The organism is Pseudomonas sp. SMSB3 (genome assembly GCF_052041965.1).
GTDB lineage: Bacteria > Pseudomonadota > Gammaproteobacteria > Pseudomonadales > Pseudomonadaceae > Aquipseudomonas.
Window position 1 is genome coordinate 27,171 of record NZ_JBKGGV010000017.1, and the last position, 25,161, is coordinate 52,331.

Consider the following 25,161-nt stretch of genomic DNA (forward strand, 5'->3'; position numbering starts at 1 on the left):
TATGCCTAGAGGTTTGCGCTATTTTTCACAGACTGGTTGCCGCCCGGCAGAAATTTCAGGGGGCGCACCCTACCATAAAAAACCCAGAAGTCCAGGGGCCCTCAAGCGGCTTGGCAGGGTGGGGTGGCAGACGTAGTATCGGCCTGGGCATACCGACAATAACAAGCTCAAGGCAGGCGCCATGGACCCGATCAGCAACCGCATCCTTATCGTCGAGGACGACCAGCGCCTGGCCGAGCTCACCGCCGAATACCTGCAAGGCCAGGGCTTCGAGGTCAGCGTCGAAGGCGACGGCGCGCGCGCCGCGCGGCGCATCGTCGACAGCCAGCCGGACCTGGTGATCCTCGACCTGATGCTGCCCGGCGAAGATGGCCTGAGCATCTGCCGCCGCGTGCGCGGCCAGTACCCTGGCCCGATCCTCATGCTCACCGCGCGCAGCGACGAACTCGACCAGGTTCAGGGCCTGGACCAGGGCGCTGACGACTATGTCTGCAAGCCCGTGCGCCCACGCTTGCTGCTGGCGCGCATTCAAGCGCTGCTGCGGCGCAGTGAAAGCCCGGAGCACAAGCGCCACGACCTGGCCTTCGGCGCCCTGCGCATCGATAACCGCCAGCGCGAGGCCTGGCTCGGGGCGCAGCCGATCGAACTGACCGGCGCCGAGTTCGACCTGCTCTGGTTGCTCGCCAGCAACGCCGGCCGGGTACTGTCGCGCGAACAGATCTTCACCGCCCTGCGCGGGGTCGGCTATGACGGCCAGGACCGCTCCATCGACGTACGCATTTCACGCATCCGTCCGAAGATCGGCGATGACCCGGTTCATCCGCGGCTGATCAAGACCCTGCGCAGCAAAGGCTACCTGTTCGTCGGCGAAGCGCCATGAAGCACTCGATCTTCCTGCGCATCTATGGCGGGATGCTCGCCGTGCTGGTGCTGGTGGCCCTGCTCGGTGCCCTGAGCCTGCACCTGGTCAACGAAGTGCGCGCCGCCCAGCACCGCGAGCGCCTGGCGCAAGGCACTTTCAGCCTGATGGCCGACAACCTGGCGCAGCAGAACGAAACCGAACGCAAGCGCTCGCTGCTGATGTGGGAACGCCTGCTCGGCGTGCCTCTGGACCTGCAGGCAATGTCGGCGCGGACCCTCGACGGCGGTCAGCGCGCCCGTCTGTACCGGGGCCTGGTGGTGGTGGAGAAAACCGGTCCGCATGCAGCCCAGGTGCTGCGCAAGGTCGGTCAGCAAGACCTGCTGCTGGTGGCCCAGGTCCAGCAGGTCAGTGAACAGTTGGCGCGCGCTACCCTGTATCTGCTGGTCGATGAGCTGGTGCGCTACCCGGTCACCGAACAGCCCCAGCGGCTGGCCGAGTTGCGGCAAAGCAAAGGCTTCGGCTTTGGTATCGCCCTGCAGCGCATCGAACGCGTCGGCTTGGACGACGACCAGCGACGCCGGGTGGAGGAGGGTGACACGGTCATGGCGCTGGGCCGCGACGGTGATTCGATCCGGGTTTTCGCCGGGCTGCCCGGCTCGCCGCTGGTGCTGGAAATCGGCCCGCTGTATCAACTCAATCCCTATCCGTCGCAATTGTTGGTGCTGATCGCCTTGCTCGGTCTGTGCCTGATCGGCCTGGTGGTGTATCTGCTGGTGCGTCAGCTCGAGCGCCGCGTGTCGGGCATGGAGATCGCGGCCACGCGCATCGCCCAGGGCAGCCTCGACACCCGCGTGCCGGCAGGCGACGCCGACTCGGTGGGCCGCCTGGCGGCGGCCTTCAACCGCATGGCCGAGCATCTGCAGCGCTCGTTGAACATGCAGCGCGAACTGGTGCGCGCCGTGTCCCATGAGCTGCGCACCCCGGTGGCACGGTTGCGCTTCGGTCTGGAGATGATCGAAAGCGCCAGCACCGAGCAGGCCCGTGCCAAGCACCTGGCCGGCATGGATGACGATATCCAGGACCTGGACAAACTGGTCGACGAGATGCTCACCTACGCCCGCCTGGAGCAGGGCGCGCCAGCGCTGAAGTTCCAGCGCATCGAGCTCGACGCCTTGCTGGCGCGGGTGATCGACGAGTTGGCGCCGCTCAACAGCAAGGTGCGCTTGCTGCGCGGTGTGTGTGTGGCCAGCGACGGTTGCTGGGTCGAGGCCGAGCCGCGCTACCTGCACCGAGCCCTGCAGAATCTGGTCGGCAATGCCCTGCGCCATGCCGGCAGTGAGGTGCGGGTGAGCTATCAGCTCGACCCGCAGCGCTGCCGCATCGATGTCGAAGACGACGGGCCGGGCATTCCCGAGGGGGTCTGGGATCGCATCTTCACGCCGTTCACCCGCCTGGACGACAGCCGCACCCGCGCCTCGGGTGGGCACGGCCTGGGTTTGTCGATCGTGCGGCGGATCATCTATTGGCATGCCGGGCGCGCCACGGTGGGGCGCAGCGAGGCGCTCGGCGGCGCCTGTTTCAGCCTGGCGTGGCCGCGTGAGCAAGCAGCCCAGTAGCGCCTATGCGCAGACCAGGCTCAACAGCTGGCCATCCTCGAGGCAAAACTGGCCCTGCAACTCGGCGCCATGGCGCCACTGCGCCGACAGGTCGGTCAGCAGGCGCAGGCGCGCCAGGCCATCGGCCGACCACTGCAGCACTTCGGCGTGCTCGAAATAGAAACGCTGCAAGGTCAATGGATACAGCGCCTTGAACAGACTTTCCTTGAGCGAGAAGGTCAAGGTCACGCTCAAGCCCAGCTCGCTGCGGTCCAGGCGCTCACGCTCGGCAGGGGTGAGGATCTCGCCCATCAGTCGCTCGGCGCGTTCGTCGTCGAGCAGGGCTTCCTGGTCCAGCCCCAGGCCCTTGCAGGCGCCATCGGCGGCGACCACGGCGCCAGCCCAGCCTTTGCCATGGGTGATCGAGCCGCGAATGCCGGCCGGCCAGATCGGCGCGCGGTCTGCGCCGCTACCTGGCACGTAATCGCGGCCATCCAGGCGTTGCAGCGCGGCGCGCGCGCAGACGCGGCCGGCCAGGTATTCGGCCTGGCGCTTGGCCACCGAGCGCTGCAGGCTGGCGCTCGGCACAATGCCGGCGCGCTGGAAATCGTCGGCAGCCAGATTGGCCGGGTCGAATGCGCAACTGGCCAGCACCGCACCGGGAACCGGGCGGGGCAGGGGCCAGTGGTAACGCAGTGGCGTGCAGCAAGCGGGAAGTCTGTTCATGGCGCTATTGTGCCAGCCGCGGCCGTGCTGCGGGAGATGGCGCGCGTGGGCAGTCCGAGCGCGGCTCAGTCGAATGCAGTCTTGAAGAAGGCCTGCATGTCCTGCCAGGCGCTTTGATCTGCGGCCTTGTCATAGCCGATGTCTGGCCCGCCATGCTCGCCATGGCTCAGGCGATCGGCATCGGGATTGGTGAAGCCATGCTTGGCGCCGGGGATGGAGACGAATTTCAGGTCGGCGCCGGCGTTGCGCATTTCCTGCTTGAAGGCCGCTACTTGCTCAGGCGGCACCATGCTGTCGGCTTCGCCATGCTCGACCAGTATCTTGGCGCGGATCACGCCAGGCTTGGCCGGCGTCTGGGTGGCCAGCGCGCCATGGAAACTCACCACGCCATCGAGTTTTTCACCGCGCCGGGCGGCATCGAGCACCACCTTGCCGCCAAAGCAGTAGCCCACCGCAGCCAGCTGGTGCTTGTTGGTATTGGGTTGCAGCTTGAGCAGCTCGAGCCCGGCGTCGAAGCGCTTGGCCGCAGCCTTCGGGTCCTTCATCGCCGCCGCCATGAACGCCTGGGCGTCCTGCGGGTGCTCGGTGTGCTTGCCGTCGCCGTACATGTCGATGGCCAGGGCGTTGTAGCCCAGCGCCGCCAGGTCGCGGGCGCGGCGCTTGGCGTAGTCATTCAGGCCCCACCATTCATGGACCACCACCACCCCAGGGCGTTTGCCTTGCACGGCATCGTCGTAGGCGTAGTAGCCGATCAGGGCGGTGCCGGTGGCGTCTTGATAACGAATTTCGCGGGTTTGCACTGCCGCTTGGGCGAGGGCGGCGCTGCACATCAGGGTCACAGCCAGCAGGGCGCGCATGTCACTACTCCTTGGGTTTGCCAACCAATCGTTCAGCCGTGGTTCAGGCAGGGTTCAGCCGCGGTTCAGGGCATCGTGCTTACTCTAGCTTCCACAGCGCGACAGCGCCTTCATCTGGAGAAATACGCCATGAAAACTTTCAATACCCTGCTCGCCGCCATGGCCGTCTGCGCCGCTGGCATGACCACCGCCCAGGCTGCCGATGACAACTTCGCCAGCTTGACCTATGGCCAGACCAGCGACAAGGTGCGCAAATCCGGTCTGCTGCAGCGCAACACCGACCACCTGAACAGCGACGGCATCATCGGCAAGGACGATACCTGGGGCGTGCGCCTGGGTAAGATCAATGACCAGGGTCGCTACTACATGACCTACGACAACGTCTCGGGCGATCACAGCGGCCTGAAGCTGCGCCAGGAAAACCTGCTTGGCAGCTATGACCTGTTCCTGCCCGTGGGCGATACCACCAAGCTGTTCGGCGGCGGCACCCTGGGCATGACCAAGCTGACCCAGGATTCCCCAGGCGCCAGCCGCGATACCGACTACGGCTACGCCTACGGCCTGCAGGCTGGCGTGATTCAGGACATCACCGACAAGGCGTCGGTCGAGCTGGGCTATCGCTACCTGCGCACCAACGCCGCGACCGAAGTAGGCCCCAGCGGCGGTGCCAAGGCCGGGACCCTGCGCCTGAGCAGCAGCGCCCAGACCTACCTGGCGGCAAACTACAAGTTCTGATCGGCAAGGCGGGTTATCCTGTACCGGGCACTGTGCGCTGACGAGCGCTGCGCGAAGTGCCCGGCGCGGGCATAGCTGAAAATCAAGGAGCACTACATGAAATTGCTGGTGGTCGAGGATGAAGCCTTGCTGCGGCACCACCTCCATACGCGTCTGGGCGAAAGTGGCCACGTGGTCGAGGCGGTGGCCGATGCCGAAGAGGCGCTGTACCAGGCCGAGCACTTCCATTTCGACCTGGCCATCATCGACCTGGGCTTGCCTGGCATCAGCGGCCTCGAGCTGATCGGCCGCTTGCGCAGCCAGGGCCAGACCTTTCCGATCCTGATCCTGACCGCGCGCGGCAATTGGCAGGACAAGGTCGAGGGCCTGGCCGCCGGCGGCGACGACTATCTGGTCAAGCCATTTCAATACGAAGAGCTCGAAGCGCGCTTGAACGCGCTGCTGCGCCGCTCCAGCGGCTTCACCCAGTCGACCATCGCCGCCGGCCCGCTGCTGTTGGACCTCAACCGCAAGCAGGCGACGCTCGATGAGCAGCCGTTGGCGCTGACCGCCTATGAATACCGCATCCTCGAATACCTCATGCGCCACCACCAGCAGGTGGTGGCCAAGGATCGGCTGATGGAACAGCTCTACCCAGGCGATGAAGAGCGCGATCCCAATGTCATCGAAGTGCTGGTCGGCCGTTTGCGCCGCAAGCTCGAGGGCGCCAGTGGCTTCAAGCCGATCGACACGGTACGCGGCCTGGGTTACCTGTTCACCGAGCGCTGCCGATGATCCGCTCGCTGCGCGTGCGCCTGATGCTCGCGGCCGCAGTGCTGGCGCTGTTGTTCATGCTGGCGTTGCTGCCGGCATTGCAGAAGACCTTCAGCCTGGCCCTGCAGGAGTCGATCGAACAGCGCCTTGCTTCAGACGTCACCACCTTGATATCGGCCGCGCGCATCGAGCATGGCCAGTTGCAGATGCCCGACCTGCTGCCCGACGAGCGCTACAACCTGCCGTACACCGGGCTGCTCGGTTATATTTTCGACCGTGACGGCAATCTGGTCTGGCGCTCGCGCGCCACCGCCGACCGGCACATCAATTACCGCCCGCGCTACGATGGGCGTGGCAACGAGTTCGCCCGCATTCGCCAGAACGATGGCGAAGAGTTCTTCGTCTACGACGTCGAGATCAAGCTGCTCGGCGGCAAGAGCGCGGCCTACAGTATCGTTGCGCTGCAGCCGGTCAGCGAGTACACCGCGACCCTCGACGGCCTGCGCGAAAAACTCTCGCTGGGCTTTGGCGCTGCCTTGCTCGCTTTGCTGGCGCTGCTGTGGGCTGGCTTGACCTGGGGCTTGCGCTCGTTGCGCCGGCTCAGCCATGAGCTGGACGAGGTCGAGGCCGGCGCCCGTGATGGCTTGAGCGGCGATCACCCGCGCGAGCTGTTGCGCCTGACCGGGTCGTTGAACCGCTTGCTGCGCAGTGAACGCGAACAGCGCCGGCGCTACCGCGATTCGCTGGATGACCTGGCGCACAGCCTGAAGACCCCGCTGGCAGTGCTGCAAGGGGTCGGCGAGAGCCTGCAGCAACGTGACGGTGAGCGCGAGCAATCGCGGGTACTGCAAAGCCAGATCGAGCGCATGAGCCAGCAGATCGACTATCAATTGCAGCGCGCCAGCCTGCGCAAGAGCGGCCTGGTGCGCCACAGCGTGGCCCTGCTGCCGGTGCTGCAGAGCCTGTGCAGCACCTTGGCCAAGGTCTACCGCGACAAACAGGTCGAGGCCGTGCTGGAGGTGCCCGCCCAGGCTCATGTGCCGATGGAGCAGGGCGCGCTGCTGGAGCTGCTCGGCAACCTGCTGGAAAACGCCTATCGCCTGAGCCTGGGCCAGGTGCGGGTGAGCCTGCAACACGCGCCTGGCTTGCTCACGGTGTGTGTCGAGGACGACGGCCCGGGTGTGCCAGCCGATCAACGCAAGCGCATTCTCGAGCGCGGCGAGCGTCTGGATCGTCAGCATCCTGGTCAGGGCATCGGCCTTGCGGTGGTCAAGGACATCGTCGACAGTTATGACGCCGCGCTGAGCCTGGACGATTCGGCGCTGGGCGGCGCCGCCTTCTGCATCACCTTTCATCTCGACTGACCGGACCAGGTTGGGCGGATTCCCGCCATCGACGTTGTACATTTCCCGCCACCGGGCGGAAATCCGCCATGGTTTCTCAGGCAAATCGCCCCGTCATAGCGCACCGAGTCCAGGCAAATAAAGGCTTTGCACCCAAGATGGGCACTTTGGCATCGCCTTTGCTATCTGTCTTGGCAGAGGCCTGCCCAGGCAGCTCGAACACAACGACAAATCCCTCCAGGTGCAGGAGGGTTAGCGATTCAGGTGCCGCTCTGCCCTAGAGAGGGTGAACCGGCACACTTGAGGAAATTTAGCCATGACGACACGTCAGCCGCTGTACAAATCCCTGTATGTCCAGGTGTTGGTCGCCATCACCATCGGTATTCTGCTCGGCCACTTCTATCCAGAGACCGGCGTCGCCCTCAAGCCGTTGGGCGATGGCTTCGTCAAACTGATCAAGATGGTCATCGCGCCCATCATCTTCTGTACCGTGGTCAGCGGCATCGCCGGCATGCAGAGCATGAAGTCGGTCGGCAAGACTGGCGGCTACGCGCTGCTGTATTTTGAAATCGTCTCCACCGTGGCCTTGATCATCGGCCTGATCGTGGTCAACGTGGTGCAGCCAGGCGCTGGCATGCACGTCGACGTCAGTACCCTGAACGCCAGCAGTGTCGCCGCCTACGCGGCCGCCGGTGCGCAGCAGACCACCGTTGGCTTCCTGCTCAACATCATTCCCAACACCGTGGTCGGTGCCTTCGCCAACGGCGATATCCTGCAGGTGCTGATGTTCTCGGTGATCTTCGGCTTTGCCCTGCACCGCCTGGGCAGCTACGGCAAGCCCGTACTGGACCTGATCGATCGCTTCGCGCATGTCATGTTCAACATCATCAACATGATCATGAAGCTTGCCCCGGTCGGTGCCTTCGGCGCCATGGCCTTCACCATCGGCCAATACGGCGTGGGTTCGCTGGTGCAGCTGGGCTACCTGATGGCTTGCTTCTACATCACCTGTCTGCTGTTCGTGCTGGTGGTGCTCGGCGGTATCTGCCGCGCCCACGGCTTCAGCGTGCTCAAGCTGATCCGCTACATCCGTGAAGAGCTGATGATCGTGCTGGGCACCTCGTCCTCGGAATCGGCCCTGCCACGCATGCTGGCCAAGATGGAACGCCTGGGTGCGAAGAAATCGGTGGTGGGTCTGGTGATCCCGACCGGCTACTCGTTCAACCTCGACGGTACCTCGATCTACCTGACCATGGCGGCAGTGTTCATCGCCCAGGCCACCGACACGCACATGGACATCACCCACCAGATCACCCTGCTGCTGGTGCTGCTGGTGGCCTCCAAGGGCGCTGCAGGGGTCACCGGCTCCGGCTTCATCGTCCTCGCCGCGACCCTGTCGGCGGTTGGCCACCTGCCGGTTGCCGGTCTGGCGCTGATCCTCGGCATCGACCGCTTCATGTCCGAAGCCCGCGCCCTGACCAACCTGGTCGGCAACGCCGTGGCCACCGTGGTCGTGGCCAAGTGGGTCAAGGAAATGGACAACGACAAACTGGCCTCCGAGCTGGCCTCCGGTGGCGCGCCGCTGGAGCTGGCAGTGCCTACCGATGACCTGGGCGTGGCAGAAACCCCGGTGCGTTGATAGCCCTGTGCGGTAACGCGAAAGGCGACCCTCGGGTCGCCTTTTTAACGCCTGCGTTGCGCCAGTTACTCCACCCGCGTCTCGCCGCTGTACTGCAAAATCGCCCGGCACCGCCGGCACAGGTAGCGCCGCCCCTGGCGCACCAGCTTGTGCCGCTGGGCAGTGAAGGCAAAATCGCTTTCCGGGCATGGGCAGCGGTAGATGTAACGGGTCACCGCGCGCCGCTGCACGGCATAGTTGTGGCAACGACTGGGCGGCAGTTCGTAGACCCCGCGCATGATCAGTTGCCACTCTTGGCCATGGGCCTGGATTCGCTCGCCGAACAGCTGATGGGCGACCAGGTGCGCCACCTCGTGCGCGACGGTCTGGCGCAGGAAATCGTCCTGGTTTTCACGGTACAGCTGCAGGTTGAAGCGCAGTAGATTCTGATGCAGGTGGGCGACGCCAGCCTTCTGCCCGCGCAGCTTGAAACTGACTTCAGGGCGGGGAAAGGGGCGTTTGAAGAAGGCTTCAGCTTGCTGGTAACAGGTTTCGACGCGTTGTTTGAGCAGCTCGGGCATGGCGGAATGGTTCTCCTGGCCGTCCATTATGCCGCAAGCATCACCGCGCTGCCGAGCCACCGGTCAGCGGGGCAGGGCTGCACGCCCCACCTTCCATGCAGACCATGGCCGCCTTGCGGCGGCCCAGCCCGATGCCCCATGTTGGCCACAACGGATCTAGTTGGTGTACACGGGCCCCACGCCCAAACCCCAGATGATCACGGTTGCCGCCATGATTGCCACCAACACCACCAGACCCACCGCCAGCACCGAGCTTGAAAACAGAAAGCCCTCATCCGACGGAATGTTCATGAAGGTCGGCAAGCCCACGTACAGCAAGTAAACGGTGTAACAGATCGCCGCGGTGCCCACCACCATGCCCAGCCACAGGTGCGGGTAGAGCGCGACCAGGCCAGCGATGAACAATGGCGTAGCGGTATAGGTGGCAAAGGCGATGCACTGGGCCATGGAGGGGTTGGCATCGTAGGTGCGCGCCATCCAGTGGATGAACGCACCCATGACCGCCACGCCGCCGAGCATCGCCAGATAAGACATGACGCTCATCCACAGCGCGCTTTCCAGGGTCAGCATCACCGCAGGCCGCTCACCGATCACCCAGCCGACCTGGGTGGTGCCGATGAACGCGGAAACCGCCGGGATGGCAGCCAGGATCAGCGTATGGGTCAGGTACATGTGGCTGAGGCTTTCGTCCTCGCCACGGATTTCCCGCCATTCCTGGCCAGGATGGGTGAACAACCCCACAACGTGATGAATCATGCCGGTCGCTCCTATCGTTGCCGAACACCCCTTGCTGAGGCGCTCGTGGCCCGAGGCCAGGACACCGACACCTGCGGTACTGTGGCCTTATGTCGCAGTATAGAAAGCACAGTTGCGCTCACAGCTCGGTTTTTAGAGCAAATCGCGCTGTCTTGCCGGTTGTTGATTCCCTCGAAGTCTTTATCGGAATCCCTACAGGCGGGCGCGGTTTGTGCGTAAAATAGCCCGCTTTTGTCACACCTCGCGGATCCAAGCGCTATGGGCACCCTCTCGGTCAACCAGAACAAACTGCAAAAACGCCTGCGTCGCCTCGCCGGCGAAGCCATCACCGACTACAACATGATCGAGGATGGCGACAAGGTCATGGTCTGCCTGTCTGGCGGCAAGGACAGCTACACCATGCTCGACGTTCTGTTGCACCTGCAGAAGGTGGCACCGATCTCGTTCCAGATCGTGGCAGTGAACATGGACCAGAAGCAGCCAGGCTTCCCCGAGCACGTGCTGCCGGCCTACCTCAAGGAGCTGGGGGTCGACTACCACATCGTCGAGAAGGACACCTACTCGGTGGTCAAGGAGCTGGTGCCCGAGGGCAAGACCACCTGCTCGCTGTGCTCGCGCCTGCGCCGCGGCACCTTGTACACCTTCGCCGATGAGATTGGCGCGACCAAGATGGCCCTGGGGCACCACCGCGACGACATCGTCGAAACCTTCTTCCTCAACATGTTCTTCAACGGCGCGCTCAAGGGCATGCCGCCGAAGCTGCGCGCCGACGATGGCCGCAACGTGGTGATCCGCCCGCTGGCCTACTGCAGCGAAAAGGACATCCAGGCCTACTCGGACATGAAGGGCTTCCCGATCATCCCGTGCAACCTGTGCGGCTCGCAGGAAAACCTGCAGCGCCAGGTGGTCAAGGACATGCTGGTGGAATGGGAGCGCAAGCACCCAGGCCGTACCGAGAGCATTTTCCGCGCCCTGCAGAATGTGGCGCCCTCGCAGTTGGCCGACCGCAACCTGTTCGATTTCACCAGCTTGCAGATCGACCAGAACGCCACGCCACGCTTTCTCGACGTCTTGAATATCTGAGCCCATGCGCGATTACCAATGGCTACATGAGTATTGCCTGAACCGTTTCGGTTCGGCCCAGGCCTTGGAAGCCTTCCTGCCGCAGCCGCGCACCCCTGCGCAGCTGCGCGACATCACCGACGACCGCTACCTGTCGACCTTGGCCCTGCGGGTGTTTCGCGCAGGCCTCAAGCACAGCCTGGTGGATGCCAAGTGGCCGGCCTTCGAGCAGGTGTTCTTTGGCTTCGACCCTGAAAAGGTGGTGCTGATGGGCGCCGAACACCTGGAGCGGCTGATGCAGGACACGCGCATCATCCGCCACCTGGGCAAGCTCAAGAGTGTGCCGCGCAATGCGCAGATGATCCTCGACGTGGCCCAACGCGAGGGCAGCTTCGGTGCTTTCATCGCCGACTGGCCGGTGACCGATATCGTCGGGCTGTGGAAATTCCTGGCCAAGCAGGGTAACCAGCTAGGCGGCCTGTCGGCGCCCCGCTTTCTGCGCATGGTCGGCAAGGACACCTTCGTCCCGACGGACGACATGGCCGCCGCGCTGATCGCGCAAAAGGTCATCGACAAGCAGCCGACCAGCCAGCGTGACCTGGCCGTGGTGCAGCAGGTGTTCAATGAGTGGCACGCCCAAAGCGGACGACCGCTGTGTCAGTTGTCGGTGATGCTGGCGCACACCGTCAACCACTGACGTTGCAGCCGCCTTCGCCGGCCAGCCGGCGTTCATACTGAAAACGCCAGCGCACATACAGCAGCCCGGCCACGAACAGCCCTAGGCTCAGGGCCACCTCGATCCAGCCAAACAGCGCCCTTGCCGGGTCGAACGCAGCCAGCACGCCCTTGATGAAATAGATGTTCACCACGAAACAGGCCCAGGCATGCGCCCGGGCACTGCCCATCAGCATGCCCGGCAGCACCAGCAACAGCGGCACCAGCTCGATGGCCAGGATCACCGGTATCCGCGCCCCGTGCAGATTGGCGAACCACAGGTTATTGACCAGCAGCAGTGCCATCAGGCCGAACAGCGTGGCCAGGCTCAGGGCTCGGCTCAGGCGCACGCGCGGCGCCAGCCAGTGCAGCGCCGGCAAGGCCTTGGGCTTTTTAGCCACGCGAGCTCTCCAGGGCCTTGGCGGTGCTCGCCAACCGCTGGCCGAGCGCGCGGCACAGGGCGATTTCGTGCTGGTCGAGCTCACGCTTGCCGTCGGCGCCGGCATGGTGGCTAGCACCGTACGGGGTGCCGCCGCCACGGGTTTCCAGCAGGGCCGACTCGCTGTAGGGCAGGCCCATCACCAGCATGCCGTGGTGCATCAACGGCAGCATCATCGACAGCAGGGTAGTCTCCTGGCCGCCGTGCAGGCTGGCGGTGGAGGTGAATACGCCAGCCGGCTTGCCGACCAGCTCGCCGCCCAGCCACAGGCTGCTGGTGCCATCGAGGAAATACTTGAGCGGCGCCGCCATGTTGCCGAAGCGGGTCGGGCTGCCCAGCACCAGCCCTGCGCAGTGACGCAGGTCGTCGAGGGTGGCGTACAGCGCGCCGCTGGCCGGGATGTCCGCAGCCACCGCTTCGCATTCGGTGGAGATCGCCGGCACCGTGCGCAGGCGCGCTTCCATGCCGGCCAGCTCGATGCCCCGGGCGACATGCCGGGCCATCTCGCTGGTGGCGCCGTGACGGCTGTAGTACAGCACCAGGATATAAGGTGTGCTCACGGCAGAATCTCCAGAACGTTCTCAGGTGGACGACCGATCACCGCCTTGTCACCGGCGACCAGGATCGGCCGCTCGATCAGTATGGGATGCTCGACCATCGCTTCGATCAATTGCGTCTCGCCGAGCGCCGGATCGCTCAGGCCGAGGGTTTTGTAAGGCTCTTCGCCGCTGCGCAGCAGCTGGCGTGCGCTGATACCCAGCTTGCCGAGCACGTCCGTGAGGGTCTTGGCGTCGGGCGGGGTTTCCAGGTAGCGCACGATGGCCGGTGCCAGGCCGCGTTGCTCGAGCAATTCCAGCGCCGCGCGGGATTTTGAGCAGCGCGGGTTATGATAGAGCGTCAAATCAGTCATGTCGGGTCGCATCCAGCTAGGTGTGACGGGTATTCTAACCGCAGCGACTGACCTATTTGCTGGTAACTTCAAGAAGGATTGACCCATGGCAAGGCGTCTGGCAGCAGTACTGGCCATCACCGCGAGCCTGTTGCTCGCCGGTTGCGGTGCCGATTACGGCGTGGACCAAGAGGGCAAGACGGTAAAGGCCGAGCAGCTCGATGGCCATTGGCTGGTGCTCAATTACTGGGCCGAATGGTGCGGCCCGTGCCGCACCGAGGTGCCGGAACTGAACAAGGCTGCCAAGCAATGGGCCGCCGAGGGCATCAAGGTGGTCGGGGTGAATTTCGACGGCTTGCAAGGCGTGGACCTGAAGCAGGCTGCCGAGACCCTGGGCATCGAATTCACCGTCCTGGCCCAGGACCCGGCCGAGCGCTACGACTTGCCGCGCAGCGAGGCGTTGCCGGTGACCTACCTCATCGACGACAAGGGCAAGGTGCGTGAGCAGTTGCTCGGCGAGCAAACCCTCGAAGGCCTCCAGGCCAGGATCAAGGCGCTCCGCTGACGCGGAGCGTCAAGCTGCAGGCTTCGCCACTAGCCCTCTTCGGGCCAGAAGCGCAAGGGTTTGCCTTCGGCGGGCCAGAAGCGGAGCTGGCCGATGGGCGAGACGTCCCAGCGTTGGACCGTTTCAAGCGCCTGCAAGAAGCGCTTTTCCTGCTCCATCAGGGCAGGGGCGCAGAGCTTGCGGGTTTTGCCGACTTTGCCAAACGTCAGCTGCTCGCCGTCGAGCGTATACGGGGCGAACCAATGGTTGCAGCCGGCGTTGCCGTAAGCGCGGCCATCGCTGGCCAAGGTCAGGGTCAGGTGGCTGTAGTCCATCAACGGCCGTTCACCGATCCACTCCAGCACATAGCTGCGCTCCTGTTCGAGCTTCGATGGCTCGGCGGCGCAGCCAAGCAGGCCAGCGGCGATCAGCGCAGCGCTCAGCAGATGCTTCACTCGGCACGCTCCTGGCAACGCGGGCACAGGTGCTTGTCAGCGCGGCTGGCCCAGCCCAGCTCGGCGATGCGTGCGCTGGCAGCCGGCTGGCGGGCGGCCTTGCCCAGCTTGGCATCGACGGCAAATTCGAAGTCCAGCACCGCCTCGCAGGCGTCGCATTCGACTTTCCAGCTGAGGATCTCCAGCTCGTTGAACACCGGCCCGCTGGCCACGGCCACCCACTGGCCGCGTGGGTTGATCAGATGCCGTACGCTCTCCACGGTCAGGCGCATGGCCAGGTCCTTGCTGCCCTTGAGGGTCACGATCAGGACGTCGCCCTTGTGCATCGAGCCACCGTTGCCAGTGACCTGGTAACGGCCCGGCACCAAGGCGCGGCATTCAATCAGGGTGTGTTGCGGGTTGAAAAGGGTGTAGCGGAAATCGTGCTCGACCATGGATCCTCCAGAAATGCCGCGTATCCTAGCATCAACCGTCGACCAGATTGTGCGGATTACCGGCCGCCCAGCGGACGATGTTGTCCAAGGTGGTGACAGCGATCGCGGCCAGCGCCTCGCGGGTCAGAAAGGCTTGGTGCGCCGTGACGATGACGTTGGGAAAGGTCAGCAGGCGCGCGAGCACATCGTCCTGCAGCGGCAAGTCGGAGCGGTCCTCGAAGAACAGCTGCGCTTCCTCCTCATACACATCCAGGCCAAGGTAGCCGAGTTGACCGCTTTTCAGGGCGTCGACCAAGGCTGGGGTGTCGACCAGGGCACCGCGACCGGTATTGATCAGCATGGCGCCTGGCTGCAACTGGCCCAGGCTTTGCGCGTTGATCAGGTGCCGGGTATGTGCGGTGAGCGGGCAATGCAAGCTGATGATCCGCGCCTGGCCCAGCAGGTCAGGCAATTGCACGTAGCGAGCGCCCAGCGCCAGCATCTCGGGGTTGGGGTAGGGGTCATAGGCCAGCAGTTGGCAGCCGAATCCGGCCATGATGCGCGCGAAGGCCAAACCGATCTGACCGGTGCCGATGACGCCGACGGTCTTGCCATGCAGGTCGAAGCCAGTCAGCCCATGCAGGGTGAAATCGCCGTCGCGGGTGCGGTTGTACGCCCGGTGCAGACGACGGTTCAGGGCCAACACCAAAGCCACGGCATGCTCGGCCACTGCGTGTGGCGAGTACGCCGGGACGCGCACCACTGCCAAGCCCAGGCCCTGCGCGGCGGCCAGGTCGACGTGGTTGTAACCGGCCGAACGCAGCGCGATCAGGCGCGTGCCGCCAGCGGCCAGGCGCTCGAGCACCTGGGCATTGAGGTCATCGTTGATGAACGGGCAGACCACCTCGAAGCCCTCGGCGAGGGCCGCGGTATCGAGGGTCAGGCGCGCGGGCTGAAAGTGCAGCGCCAGCGCGCAGTCGCCGGCGGCCTGAGTGAAACTCTCCTGGTCGTAGTGCTGGCTGCTGAACAATAGAACGCGCATGGCTTCAATCCTCAGTTGATCGGGCGCTGCCTGGGTCAAGCGTTGAGCCGCGCTTGAGCGGCCAGGCGGTTGATCGCCGCATCGAGTTCATCGAGCGCCTGCTGCGCCTGCGGGCTGTCTTGCTTGAGCAACGTCTCGCTGCGCTGGCAGGCTGCACGTAGCTGCGGCACCCCGCAATAGCGCGAGGCGCCGTTGAGCCTGTGGACCTGGGCAATCAAGCTCGCCTGGTCGTTGGCCTTGCGCGCGGCGGTGATGGCCTGGCGGTCGCTCTCCAGCGAGGCCAGCAACATCGCCAGCATGTCGGCGGCCAGGTCAGGCTTGCCAGCGGCCAGGCGCAGCCCCTCGGCGGGGTCGAGCACCGGCAGCTCGTGGCTTACCGGCGGTTGCTCGCCCGCAGGCTCGAGCGGCGCCGCGCCAAGACTCAGCCCGGTCCATTTGAGCACCACCTGGGCCAGCTGGCGTTCGCTGATCGGCTTGGTCAGGTAGTCGTCCATGCCACTGTGCAGCAATGCGCGCTTTTCGTTGGCCATGGCATGCGCCGTCAGGGCCACGATCGGCAGCGGATGGCGGCTTTGGGATTTTTCCCACTGGCGGATCTGCTCGGTGCAGGCGCGCCCGTCCATGCCAGGCATCTGCACATCCATCAACACCAGGTCGAAGGGTTCGCTCTGCACCGCCTGCACGGCCGCGTAGCCGTTGTCGACCGCCAGTACTTCTGCGCCCAGGTCTTCGAGCAGCGTTTGCACCAACAGCAGATTGGCCGGGTTGTCGTCCACGCAGAGGATCCGCGCCCGGCGCTGCGCTGAGCTGGCCAGCGCCGGCCCTGGCAGCGCCCGGCGTGGTTGCACCAATTCCAGCAACAAGCGGCGCAGCTTGCGCGTGCAGGTCGGCTTGGACAGCAACTGCCCGTGGCCGTTGGGCAGGTACGGGTGATACAACGCCTGCTCGGTGGTCGGGCAAAGCACCACGCATTGGCAATGCAGGCGCTCCAACTCCTGGTTGTATTGGCCCAGCTGTTCTGGAGAGAGCACGCCGAGGTTGGCCCCCAGCACCGCCAGCTCGAACGGCATACCCGCCTGCGCGCCGGCCTGAACGCCCTGCAGCAGTTGATCGAAAGAGGCGAACGAGCTGACGCTCAAGCCGCAGTCTTCAAGTTGATGTTGCAGGGCCTGACAGGCCAGCTCATGACCGTCGACAATCGCCGCCCGGCGACCTTGCAGGGGTTGCAGCGGCTGCTCCTCGGCGTCGTCGTGGGCCTTGGGCAGGCTCAGGCTGATCCAGAACTGCGAACCTTCTCCCGGTGTGCTGTCGACCCCGATTTCGCCGCCCATCTGCTCGATCAAGCGCTTGGAAATCACCAGCCCAAGGCCGGTGCCGCCTGGCTGGCGGGCCAGCGAGTTGTCGGCCTGGCTGAAGGCCTGGAACAAGGTGCGCACGTCCTGGGGCGACAGGCCAATGCCGGTGTCTTGCACGCTGATACGCAGTTGCGCGCTGTCCTGCTGTTCGTCATCGAGCATCGCCCGTACGACGATGGTGCCTTCGCGGGTGAACTTGATGGCATTGCTCACCAGGTTGGTGAGGATCTGCTTGAGACGCAACGGGTCGCCGATCAGCGACGAGGGGGCGTCGCGGTAGACCAGGCTCAGCAGTTCGAGCTGCTTGGCGTGCGCGGCCGGGGCGAGGATGGTCAGGGTGTCCTGGATGAGGTCGCGCAAATTGAATGGAATGCTGTCGAGCACCAGCTTGCCGGCCTCGATCTTGGAGAAGTCGAGAATCTCGTTGATGATGCCCAGCAGGTTGTCGGCGGATTTCTCGATGGTGCTCAGGTAGTCCAGTTGACGCGGCGTCATCTCGCTTTTTTGCAGCAAATGGGTGAAACCCAGAATGCCATTGAGCGGGGTACGGATCTCGTGGCTCATGTTGGCCAGGAACTCCGACTTGATCCGGCTGGCCTCCAGGGCCTCCTTGCGCGCCATGTCCAGTTCGATGTTCTGGATCTCGATGGTTTCCAGGTTCTGGCGCACGTCTTCGGTGGCCTGGTCGATGCTGTGCTGCAGTTCCTCGTGGGCGCCTTGCAGGGTTTCGGCCATGCGGTTGATGCCATGGGCCAGCTCGTCGAGTTCGTGGCTGCCCATCGCCGGCAGGCGTTCTTCGAGGTGACCGTCCTTGAGCTGATTGACCGCATGCTTGATGCGCGCGATCGGGTCGTTGATCGCACGGCTCATGCGCATCGCCAGCAGGCCGCTGAGGGCCAGGCAGGCAAAGATCAGCAGCACGCTGGTGAACAGGTTGCGATAGCCGCGCAGCAGCGTGCCGTCGTGGGACAGCTCGATCTCGACCCAGCCGAGCAGGCGTTCGGCTTCGGCCGGTACCGCATCGGTGGCCAGGTCGCGGTGGTGGCCGAAGACCGGCATCAGGTAGCGCGTGGCGTCGTTGCCAGTGCGTTGCAGCAATTGCGTGCCGGTGCCGCCGCTGGGCGGCTGGTTGATCATGCTGGGGCCGGCATGCGCCAGGCGGGTGCGGTCGGGCGCCAGGAAGGCCACTGCGCGCACGTCGGTCTGCTCGAGGGTCTGGGCGGCGATGCGCTCGAGCTGCACCGCGGTGCGGCGGGCCAGGGCCGGGGCGGCCAGGGGCGCCAGTTGCTCGGCGAGCATCTTGCCGCGCTGCAACAACTGCGTGCGTAGCTGGTCTTGCTGCAGCCAGGTGAAATAGCTGCCCAGTACTACGGCCATCAGGCTGGCCGGCAACAGTGCCAGCAGCAGCACCCGGCTTCTGATTCCCAAACGATCGAGCACACTCGCCTCCTGTGATGTGCCTGGCCACCGTCGAGGTTGCGACGGACCACTGGGGAAGGTACTCCGCTGGCTGCGCCATTGCACCTTTTCTGAATGTGCGGCGTACGCGCAGCGCTGGTCGCCGGGTGGTTGCCTGGATGGCGGGCATGCTCAATAATTGCGCGACTGAGAATGAGTGGCAGTTGCCAATGAATCCTGTAACTAATTATGCCTCGCGGGTCCTGGCCATCGAGGACGACCCGGTGCTCGGTGCCTACCTGCACGAAGAGCTGCAGCGCGGCGGTTTTCTGGTCACCTGGTGTCGTAACGGCCAGGAGGGTTTGGAAACCGCGGGGCGGCAAGCCTTCGATGTGGTGCTGATGGACATCCTGCTGCCCGGGCTCAACGGCCTGGATGCCTTGGCCCGGCTGCGCCAGCACAGTGCCACGCCAGTGATCCTGATGTCGGCCCTGGGCGCCGAGGCCGATCGCATCAGTGGCTTCCAGCGTGGCGCCGACGACTACCTGCCCAAGCCGTTCAGCATGGCCGAGCTGCAAGTGCGCATCGAAGCGATTCTGCGCCGCGTCGCCCTGGAGCGTCGCTACCAGGCGCCAATCGAGGCCAGCGCCGGTGAGCTCAAGTTCGATGAAGGCCTGTGCGACGTCGCCTGGCGTGGCCAGCTGGCCGGGCTGACCCCAAGCGAGTTTCGCTTGCTGGATGTGCTCTACCGCAATGTCGATGAGGTGCTGAGCAAGCCGTTTCTCTATCAGCAGGTCTTGCAACGCGGCTATTCACGGCATGATCGCAGCCTCGACATGCATGTCAGTCAGATCCGTCGCAAACTCAAGGGCATCGGCTACCACGACCGGAGTATCCGCACCGTGTGGGGCAAGGGCTACGTGCTCAGCGCCAGCGAAGCGCAATAGCCATGCTCGATCGCCATTCGTTGTTCTGGAAGCTGGCCATCCTGTTGATCGGCTTCTGCCTGCTGATGATCGGCCTGAGTTACACCTGGGGCCGGCACATGGAAACCCAGAACGCCTTTCTCGCCGAGCCGGCCCGCCAGGTGCTGCGCGGCTACGCGGCCGAGGCCGAGCGCGCCTGGCGCACCGGCGCCCGCGCAGGGCTTGATCGCTGGGTGGCCGAGATGCACCAGCGTGAGCGCGGCTGGATCGGCGTGCTCGACCCGCACCTGCAGCCGCTCGACAGTGCCGTGCTTGGGCCTGAGCTGATGCAGCGCCTGACCCGCCTGCGCGGCGTCGACTGGCCCATGAGCCGGCGCAGTGTCGATCAGCCGTGGTTGGGCATACCGTTCCCGCAAGCACCACAGCAAGGCATGCTGGTGATCGAGTTGCCGCAACGCTTCAACCCCGGCCAATACCGGATGTTTTGGCGCATCGTCACCAACGGCATCATGCCCGGGTTGTTTACCTTGCTGCTGTGCGTGGGCTTGTACCGCATGCTCATCGTCCCGCTCAACCAGCTGCGCGAGCAGGCCAAGGCCTGGCGCGCCGATCAGCTCTCGGCGCGGCTGGATGCCCGCACCACGGCCCGTCAAGACGAACTGGGCGAGCTGGCCCGGGCCTTCGATCACATGGCCGAGCGCCTGCAGGGCACGGTGCTGCTGCAACAGCAGCTGCTGCGCGATCTGTCCCACGAACTGCGCACGCCGCTCAGCCGCCTGCGTGTCGCCTGCGAGGGTGAAACCGACCTGACGCGCCTGCGTGAACGCTTGAGCCGCGAGGTTGACGGCATGCAGCAGTTGGTCGAGAACACCCTGCAACTGGCCTGGCATGATGCCGAGCGCGCTCCGCTGCAACTTGAGCCGATCCAGGTCCAGGCGCTGTGGGACTTGCTGGCCGAGGACGCCTGCTATGAGAGCGGCTGGTCGCCGCAGCGGCTGCGCTGCGAAGTGCCTGGTGATTGCTGGGTGCAAGGCAATCTCAACCACCTGGCCCAGGCCCTGGAAAACTTGCTGCGCAATGCCATCCGTCACTCTCCGGCCAATGGCCTGGTACGTCTGGGCGCAGAACGCGAGGGGCAGCGCTGGCGGCTGTGGCTGCAAGACCAGGGCGGCGGCGTGCCTGAGCCTGACCTGCAACGAATCTTCGCCCCGTTCACCCGCCTGGACGGCTCGCGCCCAGGCGACGGCGGCTTCGGCTTGGGCCTGAGCATTGCCCGCAGTGCCGTCGAGCGCCAGGGCGGCGCACTCTGGGCAGAAAACGCAGAACACGGCCTGCGCGTCACCTTGCGCCTGGCCTGCGCGCAACCTGTGCAGGTTGCGCACGCGCTTGAAGCTTGCCGCTTATAGCGTGTAGCTATAGTCACCATAGATTGCGTGATATGGCCGCAGGAGGTTTGCCGGTATGATAGGCGCCCCTGCCGTCCGGATTGTGAACTACGCCATGACCTTGCAGTACCCAACCATCGCCGATTGCGTCGGCAATACGCCACTGGTTCGCCTGCAGCGCCTCGCCGGCGACACCAGCAATACCCTGCTGCTCAAGCTCGAGGGTAACAATCCTGCCGGCTCCGTGAAGGACCGCCCGGCGCTGTCGATGATCACCCGCGCCGAGCTGCGCGGCCAGATCAAGCCCGGCGACACGCTGATCGAAGCCACCTCAGGCAATACCGGTATTGCCTTGGCAATGGCCGCAGCGATCAAGGGTTACAAGATGATCCTGATCATGCCTGACAATTCCACCGCCGAGCGCAAGGCGGCGATGACGGCCTATGGCGCCGAGTTGATCCTGGTGAGCAAGGAAGAGGGCATGGAGGGCGCCCGTGATCTGGCCGAAAAGCTGCAGGCCGATGGCCGTGGCCTGGTCCTGGACCAGTTCGCCAACGGCGACAACCCGATTGCGCACTACAACAGCACCGGCCCGGAGATCTGGCAGCAGACCCACGGCAGCGTGACCCATTTCGTCAGCTCCATGGGCACCACCGGCACCATCATGGGCTGCTCGCAGTACCTCAAGGAACAGAACCCCGACGTGCAGATCATCGGCTTGCAGCCCATGGAAGGCTCGGCCATCCCGGGCATCCGCCGCTGGCCGGAGGAATACTTGCCGAAGATTTTCGATGCCAGCCGGGTCGACCGCGTGGTCGACATGACTCAGCAGGAAGCCGAGGACACCACGCGGCGTCTGGCCCGCGAAGAAGGCATTTTCTGCGGCGTGTCGTCCGGCGGCGCGGTGGCAGCGATGCTGCGCCTGTCCCGCGAAGTGGAAAACGCCGTGATGGTTGCGATCATCTGCGACCGCGGCGACCGTTACCTGTCTACCGGCCTGTTCGATCCGAGCTAAATGTCCAAGAAAAAAAGCAATGGCGGCCTGCGCTTTCAGCCGGCTGGCGGCAATCGCACTCCCCAAGTCCCCGTGGGCAAGAAACAGCGCCTGGACATCGAGCGCCTGGCTGGCGACGGCCGTGGCATCGCGTTCGTCGAAGGGCGCACCTGGTTCGTCAGCGGCGCCCTGGCAGGCGAAAGCGTTGAAGCGCGGGTGCTCAATGCCCGTGGCAAGGTGGTCGAGGCGCGCCTGGAACGCGTCCTGCAGGCCAGCCCAGAGCGTCGCGCGGCGCCGTGTCGGCACTACGCCCGCTGCGGCGGCTGCAACCTGCAGCACCTGCCGCACGAGGCGCAGTTGCTGCTCAAGCAACGCACCTTGGCCGAGCAACTGCAACGGGTCGCAGGCATTCAACCGCAGAGCTGGGCGGCGCCGCTCAGCGGGCCCGAGTTCGGCTATCGACGCCGGGCGCGGGTGGCCGTGCGCTGGGACGTCAAGCGCAGGGAACTGGACGTCGGTTTTCGTGCCGAAGCCAGCCAGGACATCGTCGCCATCGATGAATGCCCAGTGCTGGTACAGCCCTTGCAAACGATTCTGCGCCATTTGCCGACCGTGCTGCGCGCCTTGAGCAAGCCCCAGGCGATTGGCCATGTGGAACTGTTCAGCGGGACCGCCGAGGCCGTGTTGCTGCGTCATGTGGCGCCGCTGCCGGAAGACGACGTGGAGCGCCTGCGCGCGTTTTGCGCGCAGGCCAATGCGCAGTTGTGGCTGCAGGGCGAGGGCGATCCGGCACCGCTGGATCCTGAAGCGAAACTGGGCTTCGTCCTGGCACCATGGCAGCTGGAACTGGCTTGGCGGCCGGGCGACTTCGTGCAGGTCAACGCCCAGGTCAATACCGCGATGGTCGAGCAGGCGCTGGCCTGGCTTGCCCCGCAAGCTGACGAGCGAGTGCTGGACCTGTTCTGCGGCCTGGGCAATTTCGCCCTGCCGCTGGCTCGCCAGGCGCGCGAAGTGGTCGCGGTAGAAGGGGTGCAGGCCATGGTCGAGCGGGCCGCGGCCAATGCGCGCAACAACGATGTGCATAACGCGGCCTTTTTTCAGGCCGATTTATCGCAGCCTTTGGCTGGCGCCGGATGGGCCGCCGAAGGCTTTTCTGCGGTACTCTTGGACCCACCACGCGATGGTGCCTACGAGGTGGTGCAAGGCATCGCCCGGCTCAACGCCAAGCGCCTGGTGTACGTATCGTGCAATCCGGCCACGCTGGCGCGAGACGCCCAGGTGCTGGTTGGCCAAGGGTACCGGTTAAAAAGGGCCGGGATTCTCGACATGTTTCCTCAGACGGCGCATGTCGAAGCCATGGCGTTATTCGAAGCGGACTAGGCGACTGGTCCCTTGGTGCGGCTTCCACGGAAGCGAAGCTGCACGGTGATAGCCAGTGCACCCGTGTGGTGCGCTGTATGGAAAGGTAAAACAAGATGGTACAGGTGAGAGTGCACCAGCCGGTCAATACCGACGGCAGTATCAATCTCGATGCATGGCTCGATCATGTGGTGAGCGTCGATTCGGCACTGGATCGCGTGGCGCTCAAGGAGGCGTGTGATTTCGCCCAGGAGATCGAGAAGAAAGGCAACCCGGCCAAGCATTCCTGGGCCGACGGTACTTCGAGCTTCCAGGCAGGCCTTGAGATCGCCGAGATCCTTGCCGACCTCAAGCTCGACCAGGACTCGCTGGTCGCGGCGGTGATCTATCGCTCCGTGCGCGAAGGCAAGGTCACCCTGGCCGAAGTTGGCCAGCGTTTCGGCCCGGTGGTATCCAAGCTGATCGACGGCGTGCTGCGCATGGCGGCCATCAGTGCCAGTCTGAGCCCGCGGCAGTCGCTGGTGCTCGGTTCGCAGGCGCAGGTCGAGAACCTGCGCAAGATGCTCGTGGCCATGGTCGACGACGTGCGCGTGGCGCTGATCAAACTGGCCGAGCGTACCTGCGCGATCCGCGCGGTGAAGTCCGCCGATGATGAAAAGCGCCTGCGCGTCGCGCGCGAGGTGTTCGACATCTACGCGCCTCTGGCCCATCGGCTGGGCATCGGCCACATCAAGTGGGAGCTGGAGGACCTGTCTTTCCGCTACCTGGAACCCGATCAGTACAAGCAGATCGCCAAGCTCTTGCACGAGCGCCGGCTCGACCGTGAGCGCTTCATCAGCGATGTGATGAACCAGCTGCAGAACGAGCTGTTGGCCACAGGGGTCAAGGCCGATATCAGCGGCCGGGCGAAACACATCTATTCGATCTGGCGCAAGATGCAGCGCAAAGGCCTCGAATTCAGCCAGATCTACGACGTGCGTGCGGTGCGCGTGCTGGTACCTGAGGTACGCGACTGCTACACCGCGCTGGGCATCGTACACACCCTGTGGCGGCACATTCCCAAGGAGTTCGACGATTACATCGCCAACCCCAAGGAAAACGGCTACCGCTCGCTGCACACTGCGGTGATCGGCCCGGAAGGCAAGGTGCTGGAAGTGCAGATCCGTACCCACGGCATGCACGAAGAAGCGGAACTGGGGGTCTGCGCCCATTGGCGCTACAAAGGCACCGACGTCAAGCCAAGCTCCAACCACTATGAAGAGAAGATCTCCTGGCTGCGCCAGGTGCTGGAGTGGCATGAGGAGCTCGGCGACATCGGCGGCCTGGCCGAGCAACTGCGGGTCGACATCGAGCCCGACCGGGTCTACGTGTTCACCCCCGATGGCCATGCCATCGACCTGCCCAAGGGGGCCACGCCGCTCGACTTTGCCTACCGCGTGCACACCGAGATCGGCCACAACTGCCGGGGCGCGAAGATCAACGGGCGCATCGTGCCGCTCAACTATAGCCTGCAGACCGGCGAGCAGGTCGAGATCATCACCAGCAAGCACGGCAATCCAAGCCGCGACTGGCTGAACTCGAACCTTGGCTACGTGACCACGTCGCGGGCCAGGGCAAAGATCGTGCACTGGTTCAAGTTGCAGGCGCGCGACCAGAACGTCGCTGCCGGCAAGACCTTGCTCGAGCGCGAACTCAGCCGCCTGGGCCTGCCCCAGGTGGATTTCGAGCGCCTGGCCGAGAAGACCAACGTCAAGACCGCCGAGGACATGTTCGCCTCGCTCGGTGCCGGTGACCTGCGCCTGGCGCATCTGGTCAACGCTGCGCAGCAGTTGCTCGAGCCTGAGCGCATCGAGCAGATCGAGCTGGTGCCGCGCAAGCCGAGCGGTCCGCGCACGGGCAAGCGCGGCGATATCCAGATCCAGGGCGTCGGCAACCTGCTCACGCAGATGGCCGGCTGCTGCCAGCCGCTGCCGGGCGATGCGATCGTCGGCTACATCACCCAGGGTCGTGGGGTCAGCATCCACCGCCAGGACTGCGCCTCGGTGCTGCAACTGGCCGGGCGTGAGCCGGAGCGGATCATCCAGGTCAGCTGGGGGCCGATTCCGGTGCAGACCTACCCGGTCGACATCGTCATTCGTGCCTATGATCGGCCAGGGTTGCTGCGCGACGTCTCGCAGGTGCTGCTCAACGAGAAGATCAACGTGCTGGCGGTCAACACCCGCTCGAACAAGGAAGACAACACCGCGCTGATGTCGCTGACCATCGAGATTCCTGGCCTGGACGCGTTGGGGCGCCTATTGGGCAGGATTTCGCAGTTGCCGAACATCATCGAAACGCGGCGTAATCGTACCCCTTGAACC

General features: G+C 64.7%; 25 protein-coding genes. 14 read left to right on the forward strand and 11 right to left on the reverse strand.

Annotated features, from left to right (window positions below):
• Positions 1–181 precede the first annotated feature (181 nt).
• On the forward strand, positions 182–880 hold the full coding sequence (locus tag ACLEJW_RS21290; RefSeq protein WP_145193250.1) for a response regulator transcription factor: 699 nt from the start codon (positions 182–184) through the stop codon (positions 878–880).
• Positions 877–2,478, forward strand: a complete 1,602-nt coding sequence (locus tag ACLEJW_RS21295) for an ATP-binding protein (protein WP_440778216.1) — start codon at positions 877–879, stop codon at positions 2,476–2,478. The genes ACLEJW_RS21290 and ACLEJW_RS21295 overlap by 4 nt, the downstream gene beginning before the upstream one ends.
• 3 nt (positions 2,479–2,481) lie before the next feature.
• On the opposite strand, the gene ACLEJW_RS21300 is transcribed toward ACLEJW_RS21295, so the two are convergent.
• Both ACLEJW_RS21300 and ACLEJW_RS21305 read right to left on the reverse strand, forming a co-directional pair.
• The gene (locus ACLEJW_RS21300) at positions 2,482–3,183 is read right to left on the reverse strand and encodes a 4'-phosphopantetheinyl transferase family protein (protein WP_440778217.1); all 702 of its coding nucleotides are present in this window, start codon (positions 3,181–3,183) and stop codon (positions 2,482–2,484) included.
• A 65-nt stretch (positions 3,184–3,248) separates the two neighbouring features.
• Positions 3,249–4,040, reverse strand: coding sequence for a dienelactone hydrolase family protein (locus ACLEJW_RS21305; protein WP_440778218.1), 792 nt, complete (start codon positions 4,038–4,040; stop codon positions 3,249–3,251).
• Between the two features lie 129 nt (positions 4,041–4,169).
• Here ACLEJW_RS21305 and ACLEJW_RS21310 point away from each other — a divergent pair, with 129 nt between their 5' ends.
• The 4 genes from ACLEJW_RS21310 (at position 4,170) to ACLEJW_RS21325 (ending at position 8,510) form a co-directional block, all read left to right on the forward strand.
• Positions 4,170–4,775, forward strand: coding sequence for an outer membrane protein (locus tag ACLEJW_RS21310; RefSeq protein ID WP_313299034.1), 606 nt, complete (start codon positions 4,170–4,172; stop codon positions 4,773–4,775).
• 96 nt (positions 4,776–4,871) lie between these two features.
• Complete coding sequence (locus tag ACLEJW_RS21315; protein WP_145193258.1) at positions 4,872–5,549, forward strand: response regulator; 678 nt, start codon at positions 4,872–4,874, stop codon at positions 5,547–5,549.
• Entirely contained in the window at positions 5,546–6,892 is a 1,347-nt protein-coding gene (locus ACLEJW_RS21320) for an ATP-binding protein (protein ID WP_145193260.1), read from the forward strand. The genes ACLEJW_RS21315 and ACLEJW_RS21320 overlap by 4 nt, the downstream gene beginning before the upstream one ends.
• 295 nt (positions 6,893–7,187) lie before the next feature.
• Positions 7,188–8,510, forward strand: coding sequence for a dicarboxylate/amino acid:cation symporter (locus ACLEJW_RS21325; RefSeq protein ID WP_145193262.1), 1,323 nt, complete (start codon positions 7,188–7,190; stop codon positions 8,508–8,510).
• Between the two features lie 65 nt (positions 8,511–8,575).
• Here the strand turns inward: ACLEJW_RS21325 and ACLEJW_RS21330 are convergent, their stop codons facing one another.
• Positions 8,576–9,070 (reverse strand): SprT family zinc-dependent metalloprotease, encoded by a 495-nt coding sequence (locus ACLEJW_RS21330; RefSeq protein WP_145193264.1) that lies wholly within the window; start codon positions 9,068–9,070, stop codon positions 8,576–8,578.
• Positions 9,071–9,226: 156 nt separating this feature from the next.
• Complete coding sequence (locus ACLEJW_RS21335; protein ID WP_440778219.1) at positions 9,227–9,826, reverse strand: Yip1 family protein; 600 nt, start codon at positions 9,824–9,826, stop codon at positions 9,227–9,229.
• Between the two features lie 258 nt (positions 9,827–10,084).
• On the opposite strand from ACLEJW_RS21335, the gene ttcA reads away from it, so the two are divergent.
• Together ttcA and ACLEJW_RS21345 are read left to right on the forward strand one after the other, a co-directional pair.
• Positions 10,085–10,909 (forward strand): tRNA 2-thiocytidine(32) synthetase TtcA, encoded by an 825-nt coding sequence (gene ttcA / locus ACLEJW_RS21340; protein ID WP_145193268.1) that lies wholly within the window; start codon positions 10,085–10,087, stop codon positions 10,907–10,909.
• 4 nt (positions 10,910–10,913) lie between these two features.
• On the forward strand, positions 10,914–11,585 hold the full coding sequence (locus ACLEJW_RS21345) for a DNA-3-methyladenine glycosylase I (protein WP_145193270.1): 672 nt from the start codon (positions 10,914–10,916) through the stop codon (positions 11,583–11,585).
• Here the strand turns inward: ACLEJW_RS21345 and ACLEJW_RS21350 are convergent.
• The 3 genes from ACLEJW_RS21350 to arsC are packed head-to-tail and all read right to left on the reverse strand — an operon-like array spanning position 11,575 to position 12,951.
• Complete coding sequence (locus tag ACLEJW_RS21350) at positions 11,575–12,003, reverse strand: DUF2069 domain-containing protein (RefSeq protein ID WP_440778220.1); 429 nt, start codon at positions 12,001–12,003, stop codon at positions 11,575–11,577. The genes ACLEJW_RS21345 and ACLEJW_RS21350 overlap by 11 nt on opposite strands.
• Positions 11,996–12,601, reverse strand: coding sequence for an NAD(P)H:quinone oxidoreductase (gene wrbA / locus ACLEJW_RS21355; RefSeq protein WP_313299017.1), 606 nt, complete (start codon positions 12,599–12,601; stop codon positions 11,996–11,998). Before wrbA ends, ACLEJW_RS21350 begins: the two co-directional genes overlap by 8 nt.
• The gene (arsC, locus tag ACLEJW_RS21360) at positions 12,598–12,951 is read right to left on the reverse strand and encodes an arsenate reductase (glutaredoxin) (protein WP_313299015.1); all 354 of its coding nucleotides are present in this window, start codon (positions 12,949–12,951) and stop codon (positions 12,598–12,600) included. Before arsC ends, wrbA begins: the two co-directional genes overlap by 4 nt.
• Positions 12,952–13,036: 85 nt before the next feature.
• Here arsC and ACLEJW_RS21365 point away from each other — a divergent pair, with 85 nt between their 5' ends.
• Positions 13,037–13,495: a TlpA disulfide reductase family protein gene (locus ACLEJW_RS21365; RefSeq protein ID WP_440778221.1), complete on the forward strand. Its 459-nt coding sequence runs from the start codon at positions 13,037–13,039 to the stop codon at positions 13,493–13,495.
• Between the two features lie 29 nt (positions 13,496–13,524).
• Here ACLEJW_RS21365 and ACLEJW_RS21370 read toward each other — a convergent pair whose 3' ends face one another.
• From ACLEJW_RS21370 to ACLEJW_RS21385, 4 genes are read right to left on the reverse strand one after another with little or no spacing between them, the layout of a single operon-like run.
• Complete coding sequence (locus ACLEJW_RS21370; RefSeq protein WP_145193280.1) at positions 13,525–13,929, reverse strand: META domain-containing protein; 405 nt, start codon at positions 13,927–13,929, stop codon at positions 13,525–13,527.
• Positions 13,926–14,363, reverse strand: coding sequence for a hypothetical protein (locus tag ACLEJW_RS21375; protein WP_145193282.1), 438 nt, complete (start codon positions 14,361–14,363; stop codon positions 13,926–13,928). Before ACLEJW_RS21375 ends, ACLEJW_RS21370 begins: the two co-directional genes overlap by 4 nt.
• Before the next feature lie 31 nt (positions 14,364–14,394).
• Positions 14,395–15,384 (reverse strand): 2-hydroxyacid dehydrogenase, encoded by a 990-nt coding sequence (locus ACLEJW_RS21380; protein ID WP_440778222.1) that lies wholly within the window; start codon positions 15,382–15,384, stop codon positions 14,395–14,397.
• A gap of 35 nt (positions 15,385–15,419) precedes the next feature.
• Complete coding sequence (locus tag ACLEJW_RS21385; RefSeq protein ID WP_440778223.1) at positions 15,420–18,179, reverse strand: response regulator; 2,760 nt, start codon at positions 18,177–18,179, stop codon at positions 15,420–15,422.
• 188 nt (positions 18,180–18,367) lie between these two features.
• On the opposite strand from ACLEJW_RS21385, the gene ACLEJW_RS21390 reads away from it, so the two are divergent.
• The 5 genes from ACLEJW_RS21390 to relA all read left to right on the forward strand — a co-directional run bounded on the left by ACLEJW_RS21390 (position 18,368) and on the right by relA (position 25,158).
• Positions 18,368–19,084 (forward strand): response regulator transcription factor, encoded by a 717-nt coding sequence (locus ACLEJW_RS21390; protein WP_440778224.1) that lies wholly within the window; start codon positions 18,368–18,370, stop codon positions 19,082–19,084.
• Positions 19,085–19,086: 2 nt separating this feature from the next.
• Entirely contained in the window at positions 19,087–20,469 is a 1,383-nt protein-coding gene (locus ACLEJW_RS21395) for a sensor histidine kinase (protein ID WP_313298996.1), read from the forward strand.
• Between the two features lie 94 nt (positions 20,470–20,563).
• Positions 20,564–21,463 carry a cysteine synthase CysM gene (cysM, locus tag ACLEJW_RS21400; RefSeq protein WP_145193292.1) on the forward strand — a complete coding sequence of 300 codons (900 nt, stop codon included), beginning with the start codon at positions 20,564–20,566 and terminating at the stop codon, positions 21,461–21,463.
• Entirely contained in the window at positions 21,464–22,822 is a 1,359-nt protein-coding gene (gene rlmD / locus ACLEJW_RS21405; protein WP_313298992.1) for a 23S rRNA (uracil(1939)-C(5))-methyltransferase RlmD, read from the forward strand.
• Positions 22,823–22,917: 95 nt separating this feature from the next.
• Positions 22,918–25,158: a GTP diphosphokinase gene (gene relA / locus ACLEJW_RS21410; protein ID WP_145193296.1), complete on the forward strand. Its 2,241-nt coding sequence runs from the start codon at positions 22,918–22,920 to the stop codon at positions 25,156–25,158.
• The last annotated feature ends 3 nt before the right edge of the window (positions 25,159–25,161 follow it).

Excerpts from the sequence above, each read along its gene's own strand:
- arsC (WP_313299015.1), bottom strand. The coding sequence starts at position 12,951 with ATGACTGATTTGACGCTCTATCATAACCCGCGCTGCTCAAAATCCCGC.
- ACLEJW_RS21395 (WP_313298996.1), top strand. The coding sequence starts at position 19,087 with ATGCTCGATCGCCATTCGTTGTTCTGGAAGCTGGCCATCCTGTTGATC.
- ACLEJW_RS21345 (WP_145193270.1), top strand. The coding sequence starts at position 10,914 with ATGCGCGATTACCAATGGCTACATGAGTATTGCCTGAACCGTTTCGGT.
- ACLEJW_RS21305 (WP_440778218.1), bottom strand. The coding sequence starts at position 4,040 with ATGCGCGCCCTGCTGGCTGTGACCCTGATGTGCAGCGCCGCCCTCGCC.
- ACLEJW_RS21335 (WP_440778219.1), bottom strand. The coding sequence starts at position 9,826 with ATGATTCATCACGTTGTGGGGTTGTTCACCCATCCTGGCCAGGAATGG.
- rlmD (WP_313298992.1), top strand. The coding sequence starts at position 21,464 with ATGTCCAAGAAAAAAAGCAATGGCGGCCTGCGCTTTCAGCCGGCTGGC.
- ACLEJW_RS21290 (WP_145193250.1), top strand. The coding sequence starts at position 182 with ATGGACCCGATCAGCAACCGCATCCTTATCGTCGAGGACGACCAGCGC.
- relA (WP_145193296.1), top strand. The coding sequence starts at position 22,918 with ATGGTACAGGTGAGAGTGCACCAGCCGGTCAATACCGACGGCAGTATC.
- ACLEJW_RS21320 (WP_145193260.1), top strand. The coding sequence starts at position 5,546 with ATGATCCGCTCGCTGCGCGTGCGCCTGATGCTCGCGGCCGCAGTGCTG.
- ACLEJW_RS21330 (WP_145193264.1), bottom strand. The coding sequence starts at position 9,070 with ATGCCCGAGCTGCTCAAACAACGCGTCGAAACCTGTTACCAGCAAGCT.
- ACLEJW_RS21300 (WP_440778217.1), bottom strand. The coding sequence starts at position 3,183 with ATGAACAGACTTCCCGCTTGCTGCACGCCACTGCGTTACCACTGGCCC.
- ACLEJW_RS21310 (WP_313299034.1), top strand. The coding sequence starts at position 4,170 with ATGAAAACTTTCAATACCCTGCTCGCCGCCATGGCCGTCTGCGCCGCT.
- ACLEJW_RS21295 (WP_440778216.1), top strand. The coding sequence starts at position 877 with ATGAAGCACTCGATCTTCCTGCGCATCTATGGCGGGATGCTCGCCGTG.
- ACLEJW_RS21365 (WP_440778221.1), top strand. The coding sequence starts at position 13,037 with ATGGCAAGGCGTCTGGCAGCAGTACTGGCCATCACCGCGAGCCTGTTG.
- ACLEJW_RS21325 (WP_145193262.1), top strand. The coding sequence starts at position 7,188 with ATGACGACACGTCAGCCGCTGTACAAATCCCTGTATGTCCAGGTGTTG.
- ACLEJW_RS21315 (WP_145193258.1), top strand. The coding sequence starts at position 4,872 with ATGAAATTGCTGGTGGTCGAGGATGAAGCCTTGCTGCGGCACCACCTC.
- ACLEJW_RS21380 (WP_440778222.1), bottom strand. The coding sequence starts at position 15,384 with ATGCGCGTTCTATTGTTCAGCAGCCAGCACTACGACCAGGAGAGTTTC.
- ACLEJW_RS21375 (WP_145193282.1), bottom strand. The coding sequence starts at position 14,363 with ATGGTCGAGCACGATTTCCGCTACACCCTTTTCAACCCGCAACACACC.
- cysM (WP_145193292.1), top strand. The coding sequence starts at position 20,564 with ATGACCTTGCAGTACCCAACCATCGCCGATTGCGTCGGCAATACGCCA.
- ttcA (WP_145193268.1), top strand. The coding sequence starts at position 10,085 with ATGGGCACCCTCTCGGTCAACCAGAACAAACTGCAAAAACGCCTGCGT.
- ACLEJW_RS21390 (WP_440778224.1), top strand. The coding sequence starts at position 18,368 with ATGAATCCTGTAACTAATTATGCCTCGCGGGTCCTGGCCATCGAGGAC.